Below are 14972 nucleotides of genomic sequence, written 5' to 3'. Positions count from 1 at the left end.
AACGCGATGGCGGGTCGAGTATTCTGCGGACAGTCTTCAAGGAGCGGTCGGAGTGGGCAACGGGAGAATTGCGTTCTTTGCCTCTGCAAAGTCGGGACTGGGGCACCTGCAGCGGATTGGAACGATTGCGCAGGCGTTGCGTGCCGGCGGATTCGGGGGCGACATGGGCCTGTATTGCAACGCGGAGGCGACCGGGGCGCTCGGCGGCGGGCTCGGGGCATTCGATCGGGTGATCGTCGTCGACCGGGGAGGCATGGCCGAGGCCGCGCACAGGGCGCGGGCGACACTGGCCGTCTCAGACATGATGGTTGTGCCCGGATTGCGAAACGTGGCGCGCAGGCGGGTGCTGATCCTGAGAGAGACGCCGGAAGACCGGATACCGAAGCTGGCACTGGAAGGCGGGGTGGCCTGGGATCGGATCATCGTGCCGAACCCGGCCAATCACTGGATACCACCGCGCCATGCCGTGCTTTCGTGCAAGGTGGACAGCGTGGGCTGGATCGCCAGGAAAACTACGCCGCGCCGTCCCGATGACACTCCGGTCGGCGTTCTGTTGGCGACGGGTGGCGGCGGGACGCCGGAGACGCGGGCGGCGCTGTACCCGGTGCTGTCCCGCGTGATCCGGATGGCGCAGTCCAAGGTTCCGTTCCGGCTCAACCAGGCGCTTGGGCCGCGGGCCGCGGGCGAGGCGTTGCCGGAAGCGGATCAGTTGCTGGATCCGGGAAGCCGGCTCGATGCGTTGTTCCAGCGGGCTGACGTGGTGCTCTCCACCGCAGGATACAACTCCGTGCTGGAGCTGGCCGGGACAGACACGCCAGCCCTGCTGGCGGCCATCCCGCGAAGTTTCGACGATCAGCAGGCGCGGGTGCGCCAATGGGGACCAGGTCTTGGCCATGGGCTGGAGCCGGGCCAGGAACAGGCGGCGGCGGACTGGCTGGCGGACCGTGTCGCCCATCCGCGGCGACGTCCGCCGGTCGATCTTGGCCCGGATGGAGCGGTGCGGGCGGCAGAGTTGCTGTCGATGCTGGCATGACGGAATTCGACAAGGTCTTCTCCGGCGCGTCTGCAGTGACCCTCGCGGTGCAACGCAGCGGCAGCTTGCGCAGAAAGGTGCGTCGACGCCGTGAGCCCTTGCAAAGGAGACCCCTGTCAGGTTCGAGACTGTTCAGAGCCTGCCAGCCCTGCCGCTGCTTCGAGGTCCTCCGGGCCCCTGGCCCACGCCGCTGCAAGACCTGCATCGGTGTTCTGTGCGGGCGCTCCTGCCCTTCGATCCGATGCGGCGCGACAGGCTGCGTCTCCGGCTGCTGACATGGCAGGCGATCGGCGCTGGCCCCCGGGAGCCAGCCGCCGGAAGTCCGTCAGAGCGCCGCCGCTATGACCGGTCGTTTGTCGACCGCCGGCGCGTAGGCGCCCGCCTTGGAAGTGGACAAACCCGCAGCGACAAGCGCTTCGGCCATGCCGACCGCGCAGGATATGCCGTCGATCACCGGAAATCCGAACTCCGCGGAGAGTTGCTGCATCAGGTCCGCCATGCCGGCACAGCCCAGAACGATGGCCTCGGCCTTGTCCTCGCGGATCGCCGCGGCGATTTCCGCGCGGATCAGATCGAGGCAGGCGGGATCTCCCTCTTCGAGCTTCAGCACCGGGATGTCGGTCGCGCGGACGCTGGCGCATTTCGCCGCCAGCCCGTATCGCGCCAGATTGTCCGTGATGCCGGCGACTGACCGGCTGAGCGTCGTCACCACCGAGAACCGATGCGCCAGCATCGCGGCCGCGTGGTACCCGGCCTCGCCGATGCCGATGACCGGCACGTCGACCAGACAGCGCATCGCATCGAGGCCGGTGTCGTCGAAACAGGCGATGATGACGGCATCGACATCATCATGCCGGGCCGCCTCTTCCAGCAGTCCGGGCAGACACAGGGCGACGTCGTAGAAGCCCTCGATGCTGTAGGGACCCTGGGCCGGGTTGGTCGCGACGATTTCGGTGTCCGGACGGGCGACCTTGCGGGCAGCCACCGCGGCCTTTTCGGTCATCGACGCGGTGCTGTTGGGATTGATCAGCAGGAGTTTCATGTCTTGGTCCTACATATCGCCGCCAAGATAGGCGGCCTTGATCCGGTCGTCGTGCAGCAGGTCCTTTGACCGGCCCTCGATCACGACATTGCCGGTGCTCAGCGCATAGGCCCGGTGGGAAATCGACAGCGCCATGCGCGAATTCTGCTCGACCAGCAGCACCGACACGCCCTCGTCGCGATTGATGGCCACGATGGACCGCGCGATGTCCTGCACCAGTTTCGGCGCGATCCCGAGCGACGGCTCGTCCAGCAGCAGCAGGCGCGGCTTGGCCATCAGCGCACGGCCGATCACCATCATCTGCTGCTCGCCTCCTGACAGGGTGCCCGCCGATTGCTTGTAGCGCTCCTTGAGCCGGGGAAAGCGCTGCAGCACGCTGTCCAGCGTGTCCTGAACGCCCGAACCTTTGCCCCGGGTAAACGCCCCCATCAGCAGATTGTCCCGCACGCTCATGTAGGGAAAGACGCGGCGGCCCTCCGGAACCATGGCGATGCCACCGGCGACGATGTCCGCCGGGTTCATGCCGTCGATCCGCTTGCCCTCGAATGCCACGCTGCCCGAGCGCGGCTTCGCGAGGCCGGTGATCGCCCGCAGGATCGAGCTCTTGCCCGCACCGTTCGCGCCGATCAGCGCGACGGTTTCTCCCTGTTCCAGCGCGATGGAGACGCCCTTGAGCGCATAGACATGGTCGTAGTAAAGCTCGACATCCTTGAATTCCAACATCTTGCTCATGGCCTACATCCCAATCTCGTCATCGGCGCTGCCCAGGTAGGCTTCGATCACGCGTTCGTCGTTCTGGATTTCCACGGGTGTGCCCTCGGCGATCTTCTCGCCGAAATTCAGCACCACGATCCGGTCGGAAATCTTCATCACGGCGGGCATGTCGTGTTCGACCAGCAGCACCGTGACACCGCGTTCGTCCCGGACCTTTCGGACAAGATCGACCATCCGCATGGTTTCGTCGTGGTTCATCCCGGCAAACGGCTCGTCCAGCAACAAGACCTTGGGGTCCGTGGCCAGGCCGATGGCGATGCCGAGCGCGCGCAGGTTGCCCTGCGGCAGGTTGGACGCCTGTTCGTTGGCGATCGCGCTCATCCCGAGAAAGTCGATCAGGTCGTCGGCATAGCTGCCGAAACTCTCGACATCCTCCTGCGCGGTCCGGCTGCCCCAGAAATACCCGGCCAGCGAGGCCTTGGCACGCAGATGCTGGGCGACGACGATGCTTTCGCGCACGGTCATCGACTTGAAGATCGTGGTCTCCTGAAAGGTCCGCACGATCCCCTTTCGCGCGACGACATGCGGTTTGAGGTTCGAGATCCGCTCGCCCTTGTAGAGCACCTCGCCACTGGTGGTCGGCAGGAAGGAGGAGATCATCTTGAACAGGGTGGACTTGCCGGCGCCGTTCGGGCCGATCACCGACAGAATCTCGTATTCCTTGACGTCGAAGCTGATGTCGTTGTTCGCGGTCAGGCCACCGAATTTCCGGGTGACGTGCCGCACTTCGAGAAGCGCACTCATTTCGACGCTCCCTTCCCGGACATCCGCAGGCTCAGCAGGCCGTTGGGCAGGAACAGCATCAGGATGATCAGCAGGCTGGAATAAATCAGCATCTGGTACTTGCCGAGTTCGAACAGCAGGTCCCAGCCGAAATACAGCACCAGCGTGCCCAGCATCGGCCCGAAGACATAACCCAGCCCGCCGAGGAAGCAGTTCAGCATGAAGTTCACGCTGTCCGCGACCTGGAAACTGGACGGGTAGACGGACTGTGCAATCGACCCGAACATCGCGCCGCCGATGCCGCCAAAGAAGGAGGAGATCGCGAAGATCAGCACCCGGATGTACGAGATGTTGACCCCGATGGAGCTGGCGAGTTCCTCGTTCTGCTGCATCGACCGGCAGAGGTGCCCGAGCCGCGAGTTCACGATCCGGTAGAGCGCCGCATAGGTCAGCACCATCAGCACGGCGGTGGTGAAGTAGAACGCCTGTCGCGGGTTTTCGAGTGTGGCGAAATCCGGGATCAGCGTGATGCCGAAGACCGAGACACCGCCCGGCAGCGGGATCGAGGTGATGCCCTTTGCGCCGTTGGTGATCGGCAGCGCCAGCGCGGTCAGGGTAAAGACCTGCGTCAGAACCAGCGTGATCATCGCGAAATACACCCCGCGCAGTCGCAGGATCGGCAGCCCGATCAGCACGGCGACGAGGGCCGCGAACAGTCCGGCAAGCGGCAGCGACAGCCAGAAGGACACGCCCGCCTTGGTCACGAGGATGGCCGAGACATAGGCCCCGAGCAGCGCGAAGGCGCCCTGCCCGATATTGATCCGGCCGATGTAGAAGGTGAGCCAGACCCCGGCGCTGGCAATCGCCAGCAGGCCGACGGACGTCAGGGTGAAGAACAGGTCGGTGCGGCCCGAGGATGCGATCGTCATCGGCACGATGACGAACACCGCGAGAAAGAAGACCGCAAGGCCAACCCATTGAAACGTCGAGAGTTTGAGCATGGTCATCCCCACGGCTTGCCCATCAGGCCCTGCGGCCGGATGGCGAGGAAAATCATCAGCGACACAAAGATCAGCAGGTAGGTGATGTCGCCATATTGGGAAAGAACGGCGAGGCCGATGGCCTCCATGAAGCCGAGGATGATACCCCCGGCAATCGCTCCGGAGATCACCCCAGCGCCGCCGATCATCACCATCATGAAGGCCTTGATCGAGGTCGGCCCGCCCATGCCGAGATTGACCCCGGTGATGGTGACCAGCAGCCCGCCGACCAGCCCGGCCAGCATAGCGCCGAGGGCAAAGCCGATCATCGAATAGCGGTCGACATTCACGCCCATCAGCTGCGCGGCGGTCCGGTCTTGGGCCAGCGCCCGCAGCGCCCGGCCGGTTCGGGAGTACTGCATGAAGAGGATGAAAGACACGATCGACAGGATCGCCAGCACGCAGATCAGGATGCGGTCATAGGGCATGATCAACCGGAAATCCCAGTTGAAGACCCCGTTCACGATCTTCGGCACACCGCGCTGCTTTTCACCGAAGACCAGCAGGATCACCGCATCGAAGAAGAAGGCGAGCCCCGCCGCGAGCAGCATGGTGCTCTCCTCGCGCGAGGATCGCTTGATCACGGGGGCAAACAGGAACCTTTCGATCAGGGCCCCCAGGATGAACAGTGTCACGCAGGACGCCACCAGTCCGACGACAAAGGGCAGACCAAGCTGCCCGTAGATCGTGTAGGTGACGAACCCGCCCAGCACATACATCTGGCCATGGGCAAAGTTGAGCACGTTCATCAGCGCAAAGATCAGGGTCAAACCAAGGGCGATCATCGCATATTGCGCGCCCAGGTAGACACCGTTTGCCAGTATCTGTTCCATTCCACCCCCGTTGGGTCATGACGTTTTCAGGCTCCGGGCCCGCTACTGGGGCCCGGAGGTCTTGGAGTTCCGGTCAACACGCATGCTGGCCGGGCGGGAGTGATCGGGTCAGTCGACTTCGGCCACGAACAGCGTGTCGAACTTGCCGTCCTGGTAGACGTTGACCACCAGCGGCACGGCGACCTGGCGCTTCTGGCCGAAGGAGCTTTCTCCGACATAGCGCAGCTTGGCGTCGCCCACCATGTAGGGGTTCGGAGCCTCGAACGTGTCCATCGTGGTCTGGAACGCGGTGACGTCGTCGATGGCCGCAGGGTTCATCTTCAGCGTCTCGAGAATGTATTCGAGCGCGTAGACCTTGGTGTTCGACTCGTCGTTGTATTCTCCGAACATGTCGGTATAGCGCTGCACGAATTCCCGCATCGCATCGGAGGCCAGCTCCGGCGTCGAGGCGCCGCCCACGGAGATGAAGCCATTGGCCAGGTCACCTGCGCCTTCCTCTAGAACCTGCGCGTCCTGCGCGGTTTCGGTCGAGATCAGGCCCTGAAAGCCAAGCTCTCGGGCCGACCGGATCAGCTGCGGCGCATTGGCGGGCGACACGCCGGAGAGCACCAGGAGGTCAGGCTGGCTGCGCAGGACCGGGGTCAGAACCGGGGTGAAGTCGGTGGTGTCCACCTGATAGGTCACGTTGTCGGAGACGACCTCCAGCCCCAGTTCCTTCGCAGCGGCAACACCGCCATCGCGCTGGCTGAGCGGATCGGATTCGTTGGCTGCGATGAAGGCGACGGTCTTGACCCCGTTGTTTTCCATCAGGTGCTTGTAGATCGCCGGGCCGGATTGATAGTTGGCGACCATGCCAAGCACGGCGTTCGACGCGGGTGCGGTGTACAGCTCCTTCGGGAAGGCATAGGGGAAATACATGATCCCGTTCGCCTCCGCCACCGGACGCACGGCGGCGGCGCCGTCATCCACGTTGGGGCCGACCACGTAGTGAATGCCCTCCTGCGCCATCTTCTCCATGCCGGCGATGGCCCGCTTCGGGTCCTTCTGATCGTCGAAGGAGACGATCTCGATGTCGTAGGTCGTGTCACCGATGGTGTAACCGCCGGTCTCGTTGATCCAGGCCGCGCGGGTTTCCATCGAACGCTGGTTCGAAATGCCCCAGGCGGCTGCCGGACCGCTTGTCACGCCGACAAAGCCGATTTTCAATGTGGGGTTCTCTGCCCACGCGCTGCCCGCCGCAAACGCGGACATGGCGGCGGCTGCCACGGCAGACTTCAGGATTGTTCTGCGGTTCATTGTGTTCTCCTCCCTTGACCTTCCCCCGGCGCTCCTCGGGCCGGGTTGTGCGCGTCCACAACCGTGGTGCGGTGACGAAAGAAGACGATTGTTAACAATCTGTGTCAACGAAAATTTGACATCTTGTCGACGTCACTTACTGTTTTCGAAGATGGGTCTTCGCTTTACAGTGCTTGAGACAGACCTGTCACAGCCCAGGACAGCGGAGGCCAACAGTTTGGCAGTACAGAAAATTCTCGATGCGGACTCGTCGCTTGGCGATGAGCACATGATCGTGGATCGGATCTACAGTGCGGTCATGCGGCAGACGCTGGCCCCGATGACCAAGCTGAGCGAATCGACCATCTGCGACAGCTTCGGCGTGGGCCGGATGAAGGCGCGCCGTGCGTTGCTGCTGCTGGCAAGCCAGGGCATCGTCGAGTTGCGGTCGAACCGGGGAGCCTTCGTGGCGAGCCCGACGCAGAAAGACGCGGACGAGGTCTTCGAGGCACGCGCCCACATCGAACCGAGCCTGATCGCGCAAGTGTCCGAGCGCATAGACGCAAAGGGGCTCGCTGCCCTGACCGACCATATCGAGAAGGAAAAGGCGGCGCGACGCACCGACAACCGACAGGAGATCATTCGGCTGTCAGGGGAGTTCCACGTGCTCATCGCAACGGTCTCCGGAAACGGTTTCCTGATCCGGACCCTGCGGGAACTGGTCACGCGGACGTCCCTGATCGTCGCCATGTTCGGATCGGGCAAGTCATCCTGCTGCCGCGAAGACGAACACGAAAAGATCCTGGGCGCCATTCAGGCCCGAAACGCCGAACGGGCCGCGGCGCTGGCCCGCGAACACCTGGATCACATCCGGATGGACCTCGATTTCTCCCGGTCTCACAAAACCCAGCCCGATCTGGTGAAACTGCTCAGGGAAACCTGAAACCTACGGATCGGCAGGCGGCAGGCCAGCCTTTCAGAGCTACTTGGTGACCCGCCCGGATGCGAACAGCTCCGGCGCGATCGCGATGATCACGACAGTGTCCGAGGGGCTCAGGCCGAGCTTGCCACACAGCCGCTCCGACGGGGTGTTGCCCTCGCGGATGCCGGTGAAGACCTGCTCGTATCCGAACCGGTCCCGCATCGCGAGCATGGAATGCGCGCCCAGCAACACGGCAATCCCCTGACCGCGCCGGGCCTCATCCGTCGCCAGCATGCCCCACCAGACGGTGCCGGCCTTCGGACTGCCGGGATGGAATTGCGCGACAGCGGCGGTGGATCCGACGATCCGTCCCGCGCTGTCCCGGGCAAACAGGCAAACCGCAGGGCGGCGATGGCCGCGCATGAACGCGCCCATCGGCAGCAGGACACCGCAGGACTGCGTGAGCGCATCGAGTTGCGCCATGTCTTCCCCGGACGTCGAGCCATCGACCGAGACGATTTCCAGATCGGAAGGCCATGCGATCGACCGGATCACCTCTTCCGCTGCGCTCAGCGCCCCGCCGTCTCCACACCAGACGTCGAACTGGTCGGTCTTGAGCCCGGCCCCGGCCAGCGCGGCGTGCCGCGTTCCGGCCAGAGCTTTTGGCACCCCCTCGACGGAACAGGCCCCTTGCAGCTTCGCAAGGGCAACCTGCGTCTCGATGGTCTCCGCGCTTGCCTCGGCCAGACCAACAGCGCGGCCGTGACAGCAGAACCGGGGATCATCCTTCAACAGGGTCCAGACATGATCCGCACGCTGCTGCAGAGCTTGTTGCTCGGGCGCTCCGAAGTATTCATGGAGATGTGCGCTCATGGTCAATCCGGGCCGCCGATCAGAATACAATGGCTGGAGTATGCCGCGCAGCGTGTCAGCGCACAATACACTTGCCAGGTCCGGAATTCTTTGCGGACCTGCACATATGACGGCCAGGCAGTTCGGATCTGACGACGCGGTTCGGAATATCCATTCTGCAAAGAGTGACGTCCCGGTCGGACCGACTGCGCGCCGCTCGCGCGAAAGTTCATTTTGGAGGCGGTTCTCATGCGATGGGCAACGAGGCCGATCCGAAGTCCGATCCGCTCTGGAACCCCGAGAGACCGGAGGTCATACTTTTCCGAGTCGTCCCGATCCCGGCAGGGCTGCGGCTCTTGCTTTCCGCAACGTGATCCGGCGTTTCGGACCCGTATCCCGGAAAGGACACCACCGTGCCCAACGATCCCGTCAGCGAAGCGAAGGCCATCGTCGAGCGATATCTCGACCTGTCCATGGTTCCCGATCCCGAAGGCGCGTCGCGTCTGGTGGCCCCGGGATTTCGCATGATCTTCACCGGAGGTCGGCAGTTCTCCTCCCCTGCCGACTCCGCCGCCTTCAACGCGAAACGCTACAGTTGGGTCAAGAAACGCTTCCTGCGGACGGACGCGGCGCTGGACGAGGCCACCGGCGAGGTGCGCGTGTTCAACACCCGGTATCTCTATGGCGCATGGCCGGACGGCACGCCTTTCGAGACCAACCGCTACATCGACATCTTCACGGTCAAGGACGGTTTGATAGTGGAAACGCAAGTCTGGAACGACAGCGCCGAGATCCTGCTGCACGGGGCGGGCCTTGCGGAGGCACCGCTTTGACGCTGCCGGGGCACGGGCGGTACGACTATGTGCCAATCACCCGGCGGCCCGATGTTCTCTGGCCGGAAGGCAGGCGTCTGGCGGTCTACATCGGGCTGAACCTCGAACATTTTGCCTTCGGCGAGGGGCTGGGCGCGGAACTCGCCCCCGGCGGCCCGCAACCGGACGTGCTGAATTTCGCGTGGCGGGACTATGGCAACCGCGTCGGCGCATGGCGCATGCGCGATCTGCTGGATGACCTCGCCTGTCCCGCCACGGTGCTGGCCAATGCGGCGATGTATGGCTACGCCCCCGAGCTGATGACCGCCTTCCGCGCCCGCGGGGACGAGATCGCCGGGCATGGACGCACCAATTCCGAACGGCAAAGCACAATGACCGAGGCGCAGGAACGCGCCATGATCGCCGAGGCGACGCGGACAATCCGGGCCGCCGAAGACAAGGCCCCGGAGGGCTGGCTGAGTCCCTGGATCGCCGAAAGTCCGGTCACGCCGGACTTGCTGGCCGAGGCAGGCTACGGCTACACGCTCAACTGGTGCATGGACGATCAGCCGGTCTGGATGAGGACGCGCTCGGGTCCGCTGCTCAGCGTGCCCTACCCGCAGGAGCTGAACGACATCCCCGCCATCGTCGCACGCAAGGACAGCGCGTCCGACTTCGCCGACATGATCGTCGATACCTTTGACGAGATGGTGGAACAGTCGGCGCAGCAAAGCCTCGTCATGGGGATCGCGCTGCATCCCTACATCGTTGGCCAGCCCTTCCGGCTGCGCCACCTTCGGCGTGCCCTGTCACACGTGGCCCGCTCCCGCGACTTTGTCTGGCTGACCCGCGCCGGCGACATCGCCCGCCACTGGGCCACGAGTGTCCCGCCGGACGTGGACGGCATGTCCTGATCCCCCGAACCCGCGCTACAGCCTTTCCAGTTTACAACAAAACAAAGTGCATCCCCAATGTCTTGAGAGCGCGAAGCGCGGCAGAGCATTGGTGATCCATCAATAACTGGAAACGTTTTAGTCCTTGGTATCCACCGCCAGCACCGCGCCATCGTGGACCAGCATCGTGCTCCACCGGGCGTTGTCTTCGAAGCGTTCGTAGATGCTGACAAACGCCGTGTTCCGGGACAGGCGCGACAGCCTCGATCCGCACGGCCGGTCCGCCGCGACCCCACAGACCTTTGCTTTCAACTGCTCGTAGGCAATGTCGGTCTCCGCGCGCGGCAGGGTGACGCCCGGAGCGCCGTAGTGGATCTGCTCGTAACTCTCCACCGAGCCAAACAGCACCAGCGCGGCGGTGAACTGCCGGAGGCAACCGTCGTCGAACCCGTCGAGGTAGAAGTTGCGGGCGTCCGTGCTGCCCGGCGCACTGTCGTAAAGGGTGTATCCCCCGCGCCCCGGAAAGCTCTCGGCCTTGATCCCGAGGCTCCGCGCCGGAATCTCACAGACCCGAGCGACCGCGCCATGCGGCAGGATCGCACCGGCGTCCTGCGGTTCCGCAACCGGAGTGCCTTCTTCGACCTCCGGCGCATCGGCCCGGGACAGCCAACCGAAGAGCCCGCCTTTCCTCGGCTCCGGCTTCGGCTCCGCCGAAAGCGCCGCAAGCTGGGCGTCGTCCTGCGAGGAAACCGCCGCCTGCACCACGGTATCGGGGCTGCTGTCTCCCGGGGCCTCCTGCGGCAGGTCGCTCTCCGCCGTCCCCGCCTCCCGGACTGCATCGGCGCGGCGCTTGAGGAACCCGAGCAAGCCCCGCTCCGGCTCCGTCCCGGGCTGCACCTGCGGGGGAGCGACCTGCGGTAGGATCGTCTCCGTCGCATCCGGCAGCGCGTCCCGTTGCCCCGCGTCCTCCGCCACGCCGATGTCGCCAACCCGGTTCAGGCGAGCCAACGGATCGGTGGAACAGGCGGACAGCACGAGGCAGGACAGGATCGGCAGGGACAGACGCATGAAACCTCCGGAACGGTTTTGTTAACCATTCCTTATCGTTTCCGGCGCTCCGATGGCAAATCCACAGTCCCGAACCGGCGGTTTTCGGACGGTCTGCGAGTCTTGCACATCACAGAAGGGTGACCCGGGCCAGTGGCGCGTCAGAAATCCTCGACCGCCAGCACGCCGTCCAGCGACTTGATCGCGCCCTTGATTTCGGGGGTCACCGGGAAGTCCATCTTGAGGTCCATCTCCACCTCCCCCGGCAGCCCGGCATCGTTGAGGCAGAGCATTACCGGACCGCGCGCCGCTTTCGGCATCTGCTCGCAGGCGCGGGTCAGGACGGAGGCGATGTGCGGCAGGGCACCGGGGGCCTCCACGTGGATCCTGAGCCCCATGACACCCCCGCCGGAGGCGACCGCATCGACAGGCGCCACCCCCCGCGCGAGGAGTTTCAACTGGTCGCTTTCCATGGTCGCTTCAACGGTGACAACCACCTTGGAGCCGGTTTCCAGGTATTCGCGGGACTTCTCCAGCGTTTCGGAGAACAGCGTGACCTCGTAGGCCCCGGTCGGGTCTGACAGTTGCGCAAAGGCAAAGCGGTTGCCCCGAGCAGACTTGCGCTCCTGCCGTCCAGCCACGACCCCTGCCAGTTTTGCCACCAAGGCACCGCGTTCGGCGCGGCCCATGACCTCGTCGAGCGTCATGACGTCCTGCCGTTTCAGCGCGGGCATGTAATCGTCGAGCGGGTGGCCGGAGAGGTAGAAGCCCACGGCCTTGAACTCTTCCGCCAGCCTCTCGGCCGGGAGCCAGTCCGTGATCGGCGACATGCGCGGCTCGGGCAGGTCGTCCCCGGCCTCGCCAAACAGGGAGACCTGCGCGGAGGCCTTCTGCTCGAAGATCGCGGTCGAATAGGCAACGAGCGCATCTAGGCTGTCGAAGACGCGGCGACGATTGCTGTCGAGTTGGTCGAAGGCCCCGGCGCGGGCGAGCATTTCCAGTGGGCGCTTGCCGATCCTCTTGAGTTCCACCCGGCGGGCAAGGTCGAAAAGCGTCGAGAAAGCGCGGTCTCCCCTGCCCTCCACGATCAGCTTCATCGCGTCGACGCCAACATTCTTCAACGCGCCAAGCGCATAGACCAACTCGCCGTTCACCACGTCGAAGGTCGCCAGCGAACGGTTCACGCAGGGCGGCACCCAGGGGAGACGCAACCCCTTGCGCACTTCCTCGAAGTAGATCGCGAGCTTGTCCGTCAGGTGGATATCGCAATTCATCACCCCGGCCATGAATTCGACGGGATGGTTCGCCTTGAGCCAGGCGGTCTGGTAGGACACCACCGCATAGGCCGCCGCGTGCGACTTGTTGAAGCCGTAGTTGGCGAATTTCTCCAGAAGGTCGAAGACCTCCGTCGCCTTCTTCTTGTCGACCCCGTTGGCCGCCGCGCCCGCCTCGAATTTCGGGCGTTCGGCGTCCATCGCCTCCTTGATCTTCTTGCCCATCGCGCGGCGCAAGAGGTCGGCGCCGCCGAGCGAGTAGCCCGCCATGACCTGCGCGATCTGCATCACCTGTTCCTGGTAGACGATGATGCCCTGCGTCTCCGCGAGGATATGGTCGATGGAGGGGTGAACGGAGGTGATCTCCTTGAGCCCGTTCTTCACCTCGCAATAGGTCGGGATATTCTCCATCGGGCCGGGACGGTAGAGCGCAACGAGCGCCACGATATCCTCGATGCAGGTCGGCTTCATGCGCTTGAGCGCATCCATCATGCCCGAGCTTTCCACCTGGAACACTGCGACGGTCTTGGCGCTGGCGTAGAGTTTGTAGGTCGCCTCATCGTCCAGCGGGATGAGGTTCATCTGGTTCTCGCCGCCGGGGGCGGGCTCGTAAAGCTCCGTGCCATCGGCAGCAATATGCAACTGCCTGCCGCTTTTCAGGATGAGATCCAGCGCGTTCTGAATCACGGTCAGGGTCTTGAGACCCAGAAAGTCGAACTTCACCAGACCCGCCTGCTCGACCCATTTCATGTTGAACTGCGTTGCGGGCATGTCGGAGCGCGGGTCGCGGTAGAGCGGCACGAGCCGGTCCGTGGGCCGGTCGGCGATCACGACACCCGCCGCGTGGGTGCCTGCGGAGCGGAGCAGTCCCTCGACCTGCATGCCGTATTTCAGCAGACGGTCGACGACCTCCTCGTTCCGCGCCTCCTCCGCCAGACGCGGCTCATCCCGCAAAGCCTGCTCGATGCTGACCGGCTTGACGCCCTCGACCGGGATCATCTTGGACAGGCGGTCCACCTGCCCGTAAGGCATCTGCAGAACGCGGCCCATGTCACGCACCGCGGCCTTCGAGAGCAATGCGCCGAAGGTGATGATCTGAGCCACCTTGTCGTGGCCGTATTTGTCCTGAACGTAGCGGATGACCTCCTCGCGGCGGTCCATGCAGAAGTCGATGTCGAAGTCGGGCATGGAGACCCGTTCGGGATTGAGGAAGCGCTCGAAAAGCAGCGAATAGCGAAGCGGGTCCAGGTCGGTGATGGTCAGCGCATAGGCGACCAGCGAGCCTGCACCGGACCCCCGCCCCGGACCGACGGGGATGTCATGGTCCTTCGCCCATTGGATGAAGTCGGCCACGATGAGGAAGTAGCCGGGGAACCCCATGCCCTCGATGATGCCAAGCTCGAAGTCGAGCCGTTCCTGGTATTCCTCGACCGTCACCGCATGGGGAATGACCTTGAGCCGCTCCTGCAGGCCCTCATTGGCCATGCGGCGCAGTTCCGTCACCTCGTCATCCGCGAACTTCGGCAGGATCGGATCGCGGCGATAGGCCATGAAGGCGCAGCGCCGGGCGATCTCGACGGTGTTCTCCAGCGCCTCGGGCAGATCGGCGAACAGGGTCGCCATCTCCTGCGGCGTCTTGAGGTAATGCTGCGGCGTCAGGCGGCGGCGCGGCTCCTGCTGGTCGACATAGGCGCCCTCGGCGATGCAGATCATCGCGTCATGCGCCTCGTACATGTCCGCCTTCGGGAAATAGGCGTCATTGGTCGCCACGATGGGCAGGTCCATGGCATAGGCCATGTCGAGGAAGGGTCGCTCGGTCAGACGCTCCGCCTCCGGCAGGCCGTCCTCGCCCGGGTGGCGCTGCAACTCGACATAGAGCCGGTCCGCGAAGATTTCCTTGAGCCGGTCCATCAACGCCTGCGCCGCCGGGAATTGCCCGGCGCGGAGCATCCGGCCCACGGGACCGTCCGGGCCGCCGGTGAGACAGATCACGTCCTCCGAATGCTGGGCCAACTCTTCCATGGAAATATACGGCAACTCCGAACCCTGCCGCATGTAGAGGCAGGAGTTGAGGAGCATCAGGTTCTCGTAACCCGCTTCGCTCTGCGCCAGCAGCACGATGGGCGCGGGCGGACGCGGGCGCTCGCCCTGCTGCGGCTCGACGGCGCGCAGATCGAACTGGCAGCCAATGATCGGCTGCACCCCGAGGCCACTCGCCGAGACGGAGAACTCCAACGCGGCGAAGAGGTTGTTGGTGTCGGTGACGGCAATCGCCGGCATGCCCATGGCCTCGCAGAGACCTGGCAGTTTCTTGAGCCGGACAGCGCCCTCGAGCAGGGAATATTCGGTGTGGGTGCGCAGGTGGATGAATCGGGGATCGGCCATGCGCCTACCGTATCTTGTGGCTCCCAAGGGGGGAAGATCGCAATTGAGCGGTCAGCGCCCTTATCCA

General features: G+C 64.3%; 13 protein-coding genes. 4 read left to right on the top strand and 9 right to left on the bottom strand.

Annotation, left to right across the window (positions count from 1 at the left end):
• The first annotated feature begins 163 nt into the window (after nucleotides 1–163).
• Nucleotides 164–1033 (top strand): hypothetical protein, encoded by an 870-nt coding sequence (locus ACP159_RS20170; protein ID WP_425101514.1) that lies wholly within the window; start codon nucleotides 164–166, stop codon nucleotides 1031–1033.
• Nucleotides 1034–1358: 325 nt separating this feature from the next.
• Here ACP159_RS20170 and ACP159_RS20165 read toward each other — a convergent pair whose 3' ends face one another.
• The 6 genes from ACP159_RS20165 to ACP159_RS20140 form a co-directional block, all read right to left on the bottom strand.
• A complete protein-coding gene (locus tag ACP159_RS20165) occupies nucleotides 1359–2075 on the bottom strand; it encodes an aspartate/glutamate racemase family protein (protein ID WP_425101513.1) in 717 nt (238 codons plus the stop codon).
• A 9-nt stretch (nucleotides 2076–2084) separates the two neighbouring features.
• Nucleotides 2085–2798 (bottom strand): ABC transporter ATP-binding protein, encoded by a 714-nt coding sequence (locus tag ACP159_RS20160; RefSeq protein WP_425101635.1) that lies wholly within the window; start codon nucleotides 2796–2798, stop codon nucleotides 2085–2087.
• 12 nt (nucleotides 2799–2810) lie between these two features.
• Entirely contained in the window at nucleotides 2811–3593 is a 783-nt protein-coding gene (locus ACP159_RS20155; RefSeq protein ID WP_425101512.1) for an ABC transporter ATP-binding protein, read from the bottom strand.
• Entirely contained in the window at nucleotides 3590–4573 is a 984-nt protein-coding gene (locus ACP159_RS20150; RefSeq protein ID WP_425101634.1) for a branched-chain amino acid ABC transporter permease, read from the bottom strand. The genes ACP159_RS20155 and ACP159_RS20150 overlap by 4 nt, the downstream gene beginning before the upstream one ends.
• Before the next feature lie 2 nt (nucleotides 4574–4575).
• Nucleotides 4576–5445, bottom strand: a complete 870-nt coding sequence (locus ACP159_RS20145; protein ID WP_425101511.1) for a branched-chain amino acid ABC transporter permease — start codon at nucleotides 5443–5445, stop codon at nucleotides 4576–4578.
• A gap of 108 nt (nucleotides 5446–5553) precedes the next feature.
• The gene (locus ACP159_RS20140) at nucleotides 5554–6741 is read right to left on the bottom strand and encodes an ABC transporter substrate-binding protein (protein ID WP_425101510.1); all 1188 of its coding nucleotides are present in this window, start codon (nucleotides 6739–6741) and stop codon (nucleotides 5554–5556) included.
• A 217-nt stretch (nucleotides 6742–6958) separates the two neighbouring features.
• Between ACP159_RS20140 and ACP159_RS20135 the strand changes: the two genes are divergently transcribed.
• Nucleotides 6959–7663 carry a GntR family transcriptional regulator gene (locus tag ACP159_RS20135; RefSeq protein ID WP_425101509.1) on the top strand — a complete coding sequence of 235 codons (705 nt, stop codon included), beginning with the start codon at nucleotides 6959–6961 and terminating at the stop codon, nucleotides 7661–7663.
• A 39-nt stretch (nucleotides 7664–7702) separates the two neighbouring features.
• Here ACP159_RS20135 and ACP159_RS20130 read toward each other — a convergent pair whose 3' ends face one another.
• Nucleotides 7703–8515: an N-acetyltransferase family protein gene (locus ACP159_RS20130; protein ID WP_425101508.1), complete on the bottom strand. Its 813-nt coding sequence runs from the start codon at nucleotides 8513–8515 to the stop codon at nucleotides 7703–7705.
• A gap of 392 nt (nucleotides 8516–8907) precedes the next feature.
• Between ACP159_RS20130 and ACP159_RS20125 the strand changes: the two genes are divergently transcribed.
• Both ACP159_RS20125 and ACP159_RS20120 read left to right on the top strand, forming a co-directional pair.
• A complete protein-coding gene (locus ACP159_RS20125; protein ID WP_425101507.1) occupies nucleotides 8908–9327 on the top strand; it encodes a nuclear transport factor 2 family protein in 420 nt (139 codons plus the stop codon).
• Entirely contained in the window at nucleotides 9324–10220 is an 897-nt protein-coding gene (locus tag ACP159_RS20120; protein WP_425101506.1) for a polysaccharide deacetylase family protein, read from the top strand. Before ACP159_RS20125 ends, ACP159_RS20120 begins: the two co-directional genes overlap by 4 nt.
• A gap of 117 nt (nucleotides 10221–10337) precedes the next feature.
• Here ACP159_RS20120 and ACP159_RS20115 read toward each other — a convergent pair whose 3' ends face one another.
• The gene (locus ACP159_RS20115) at nucleotides 10338–11267 is read right to left on the bottom strand and encodes a hypothetical protein (protein WP_425101505.1); all 930 of its coding nucleotides are present in this window, start codon (nucleotides 11265–11267) and stop codon (nucleotides 10338–10340) included.
• A 140-nt stretch (nucleotides 11268–11407) separates the two neighbouring features.
• Nucleotides 11408–14905, bottom strand: coding sequence for a DNA polymerase III subunit alpha (gene dnaE, locus ACP159_RS20110; protein WP_425101504.1), 3498 nt, complete (start codon nucleotides 14903–14905; stop codon nucleotides 11408–11410).
• Nucleotides 14906–14972 lie beyond the last annotated feature (67 nt).

It is taken from the genome of Tropicibacter sp. S64, assembly GCF_049803835.1.
In the GTDB taxonomy this organism is placed as follows: domain Bacteria; phylum Pseudomonadota; class Alphaproteobacteria; order Rhodobacterales; family Rhodobacteraceae; genus Pacificoceanicola.
This window is presented reverse-complemented; position numbering and strand designations above follow the sequence as displayed.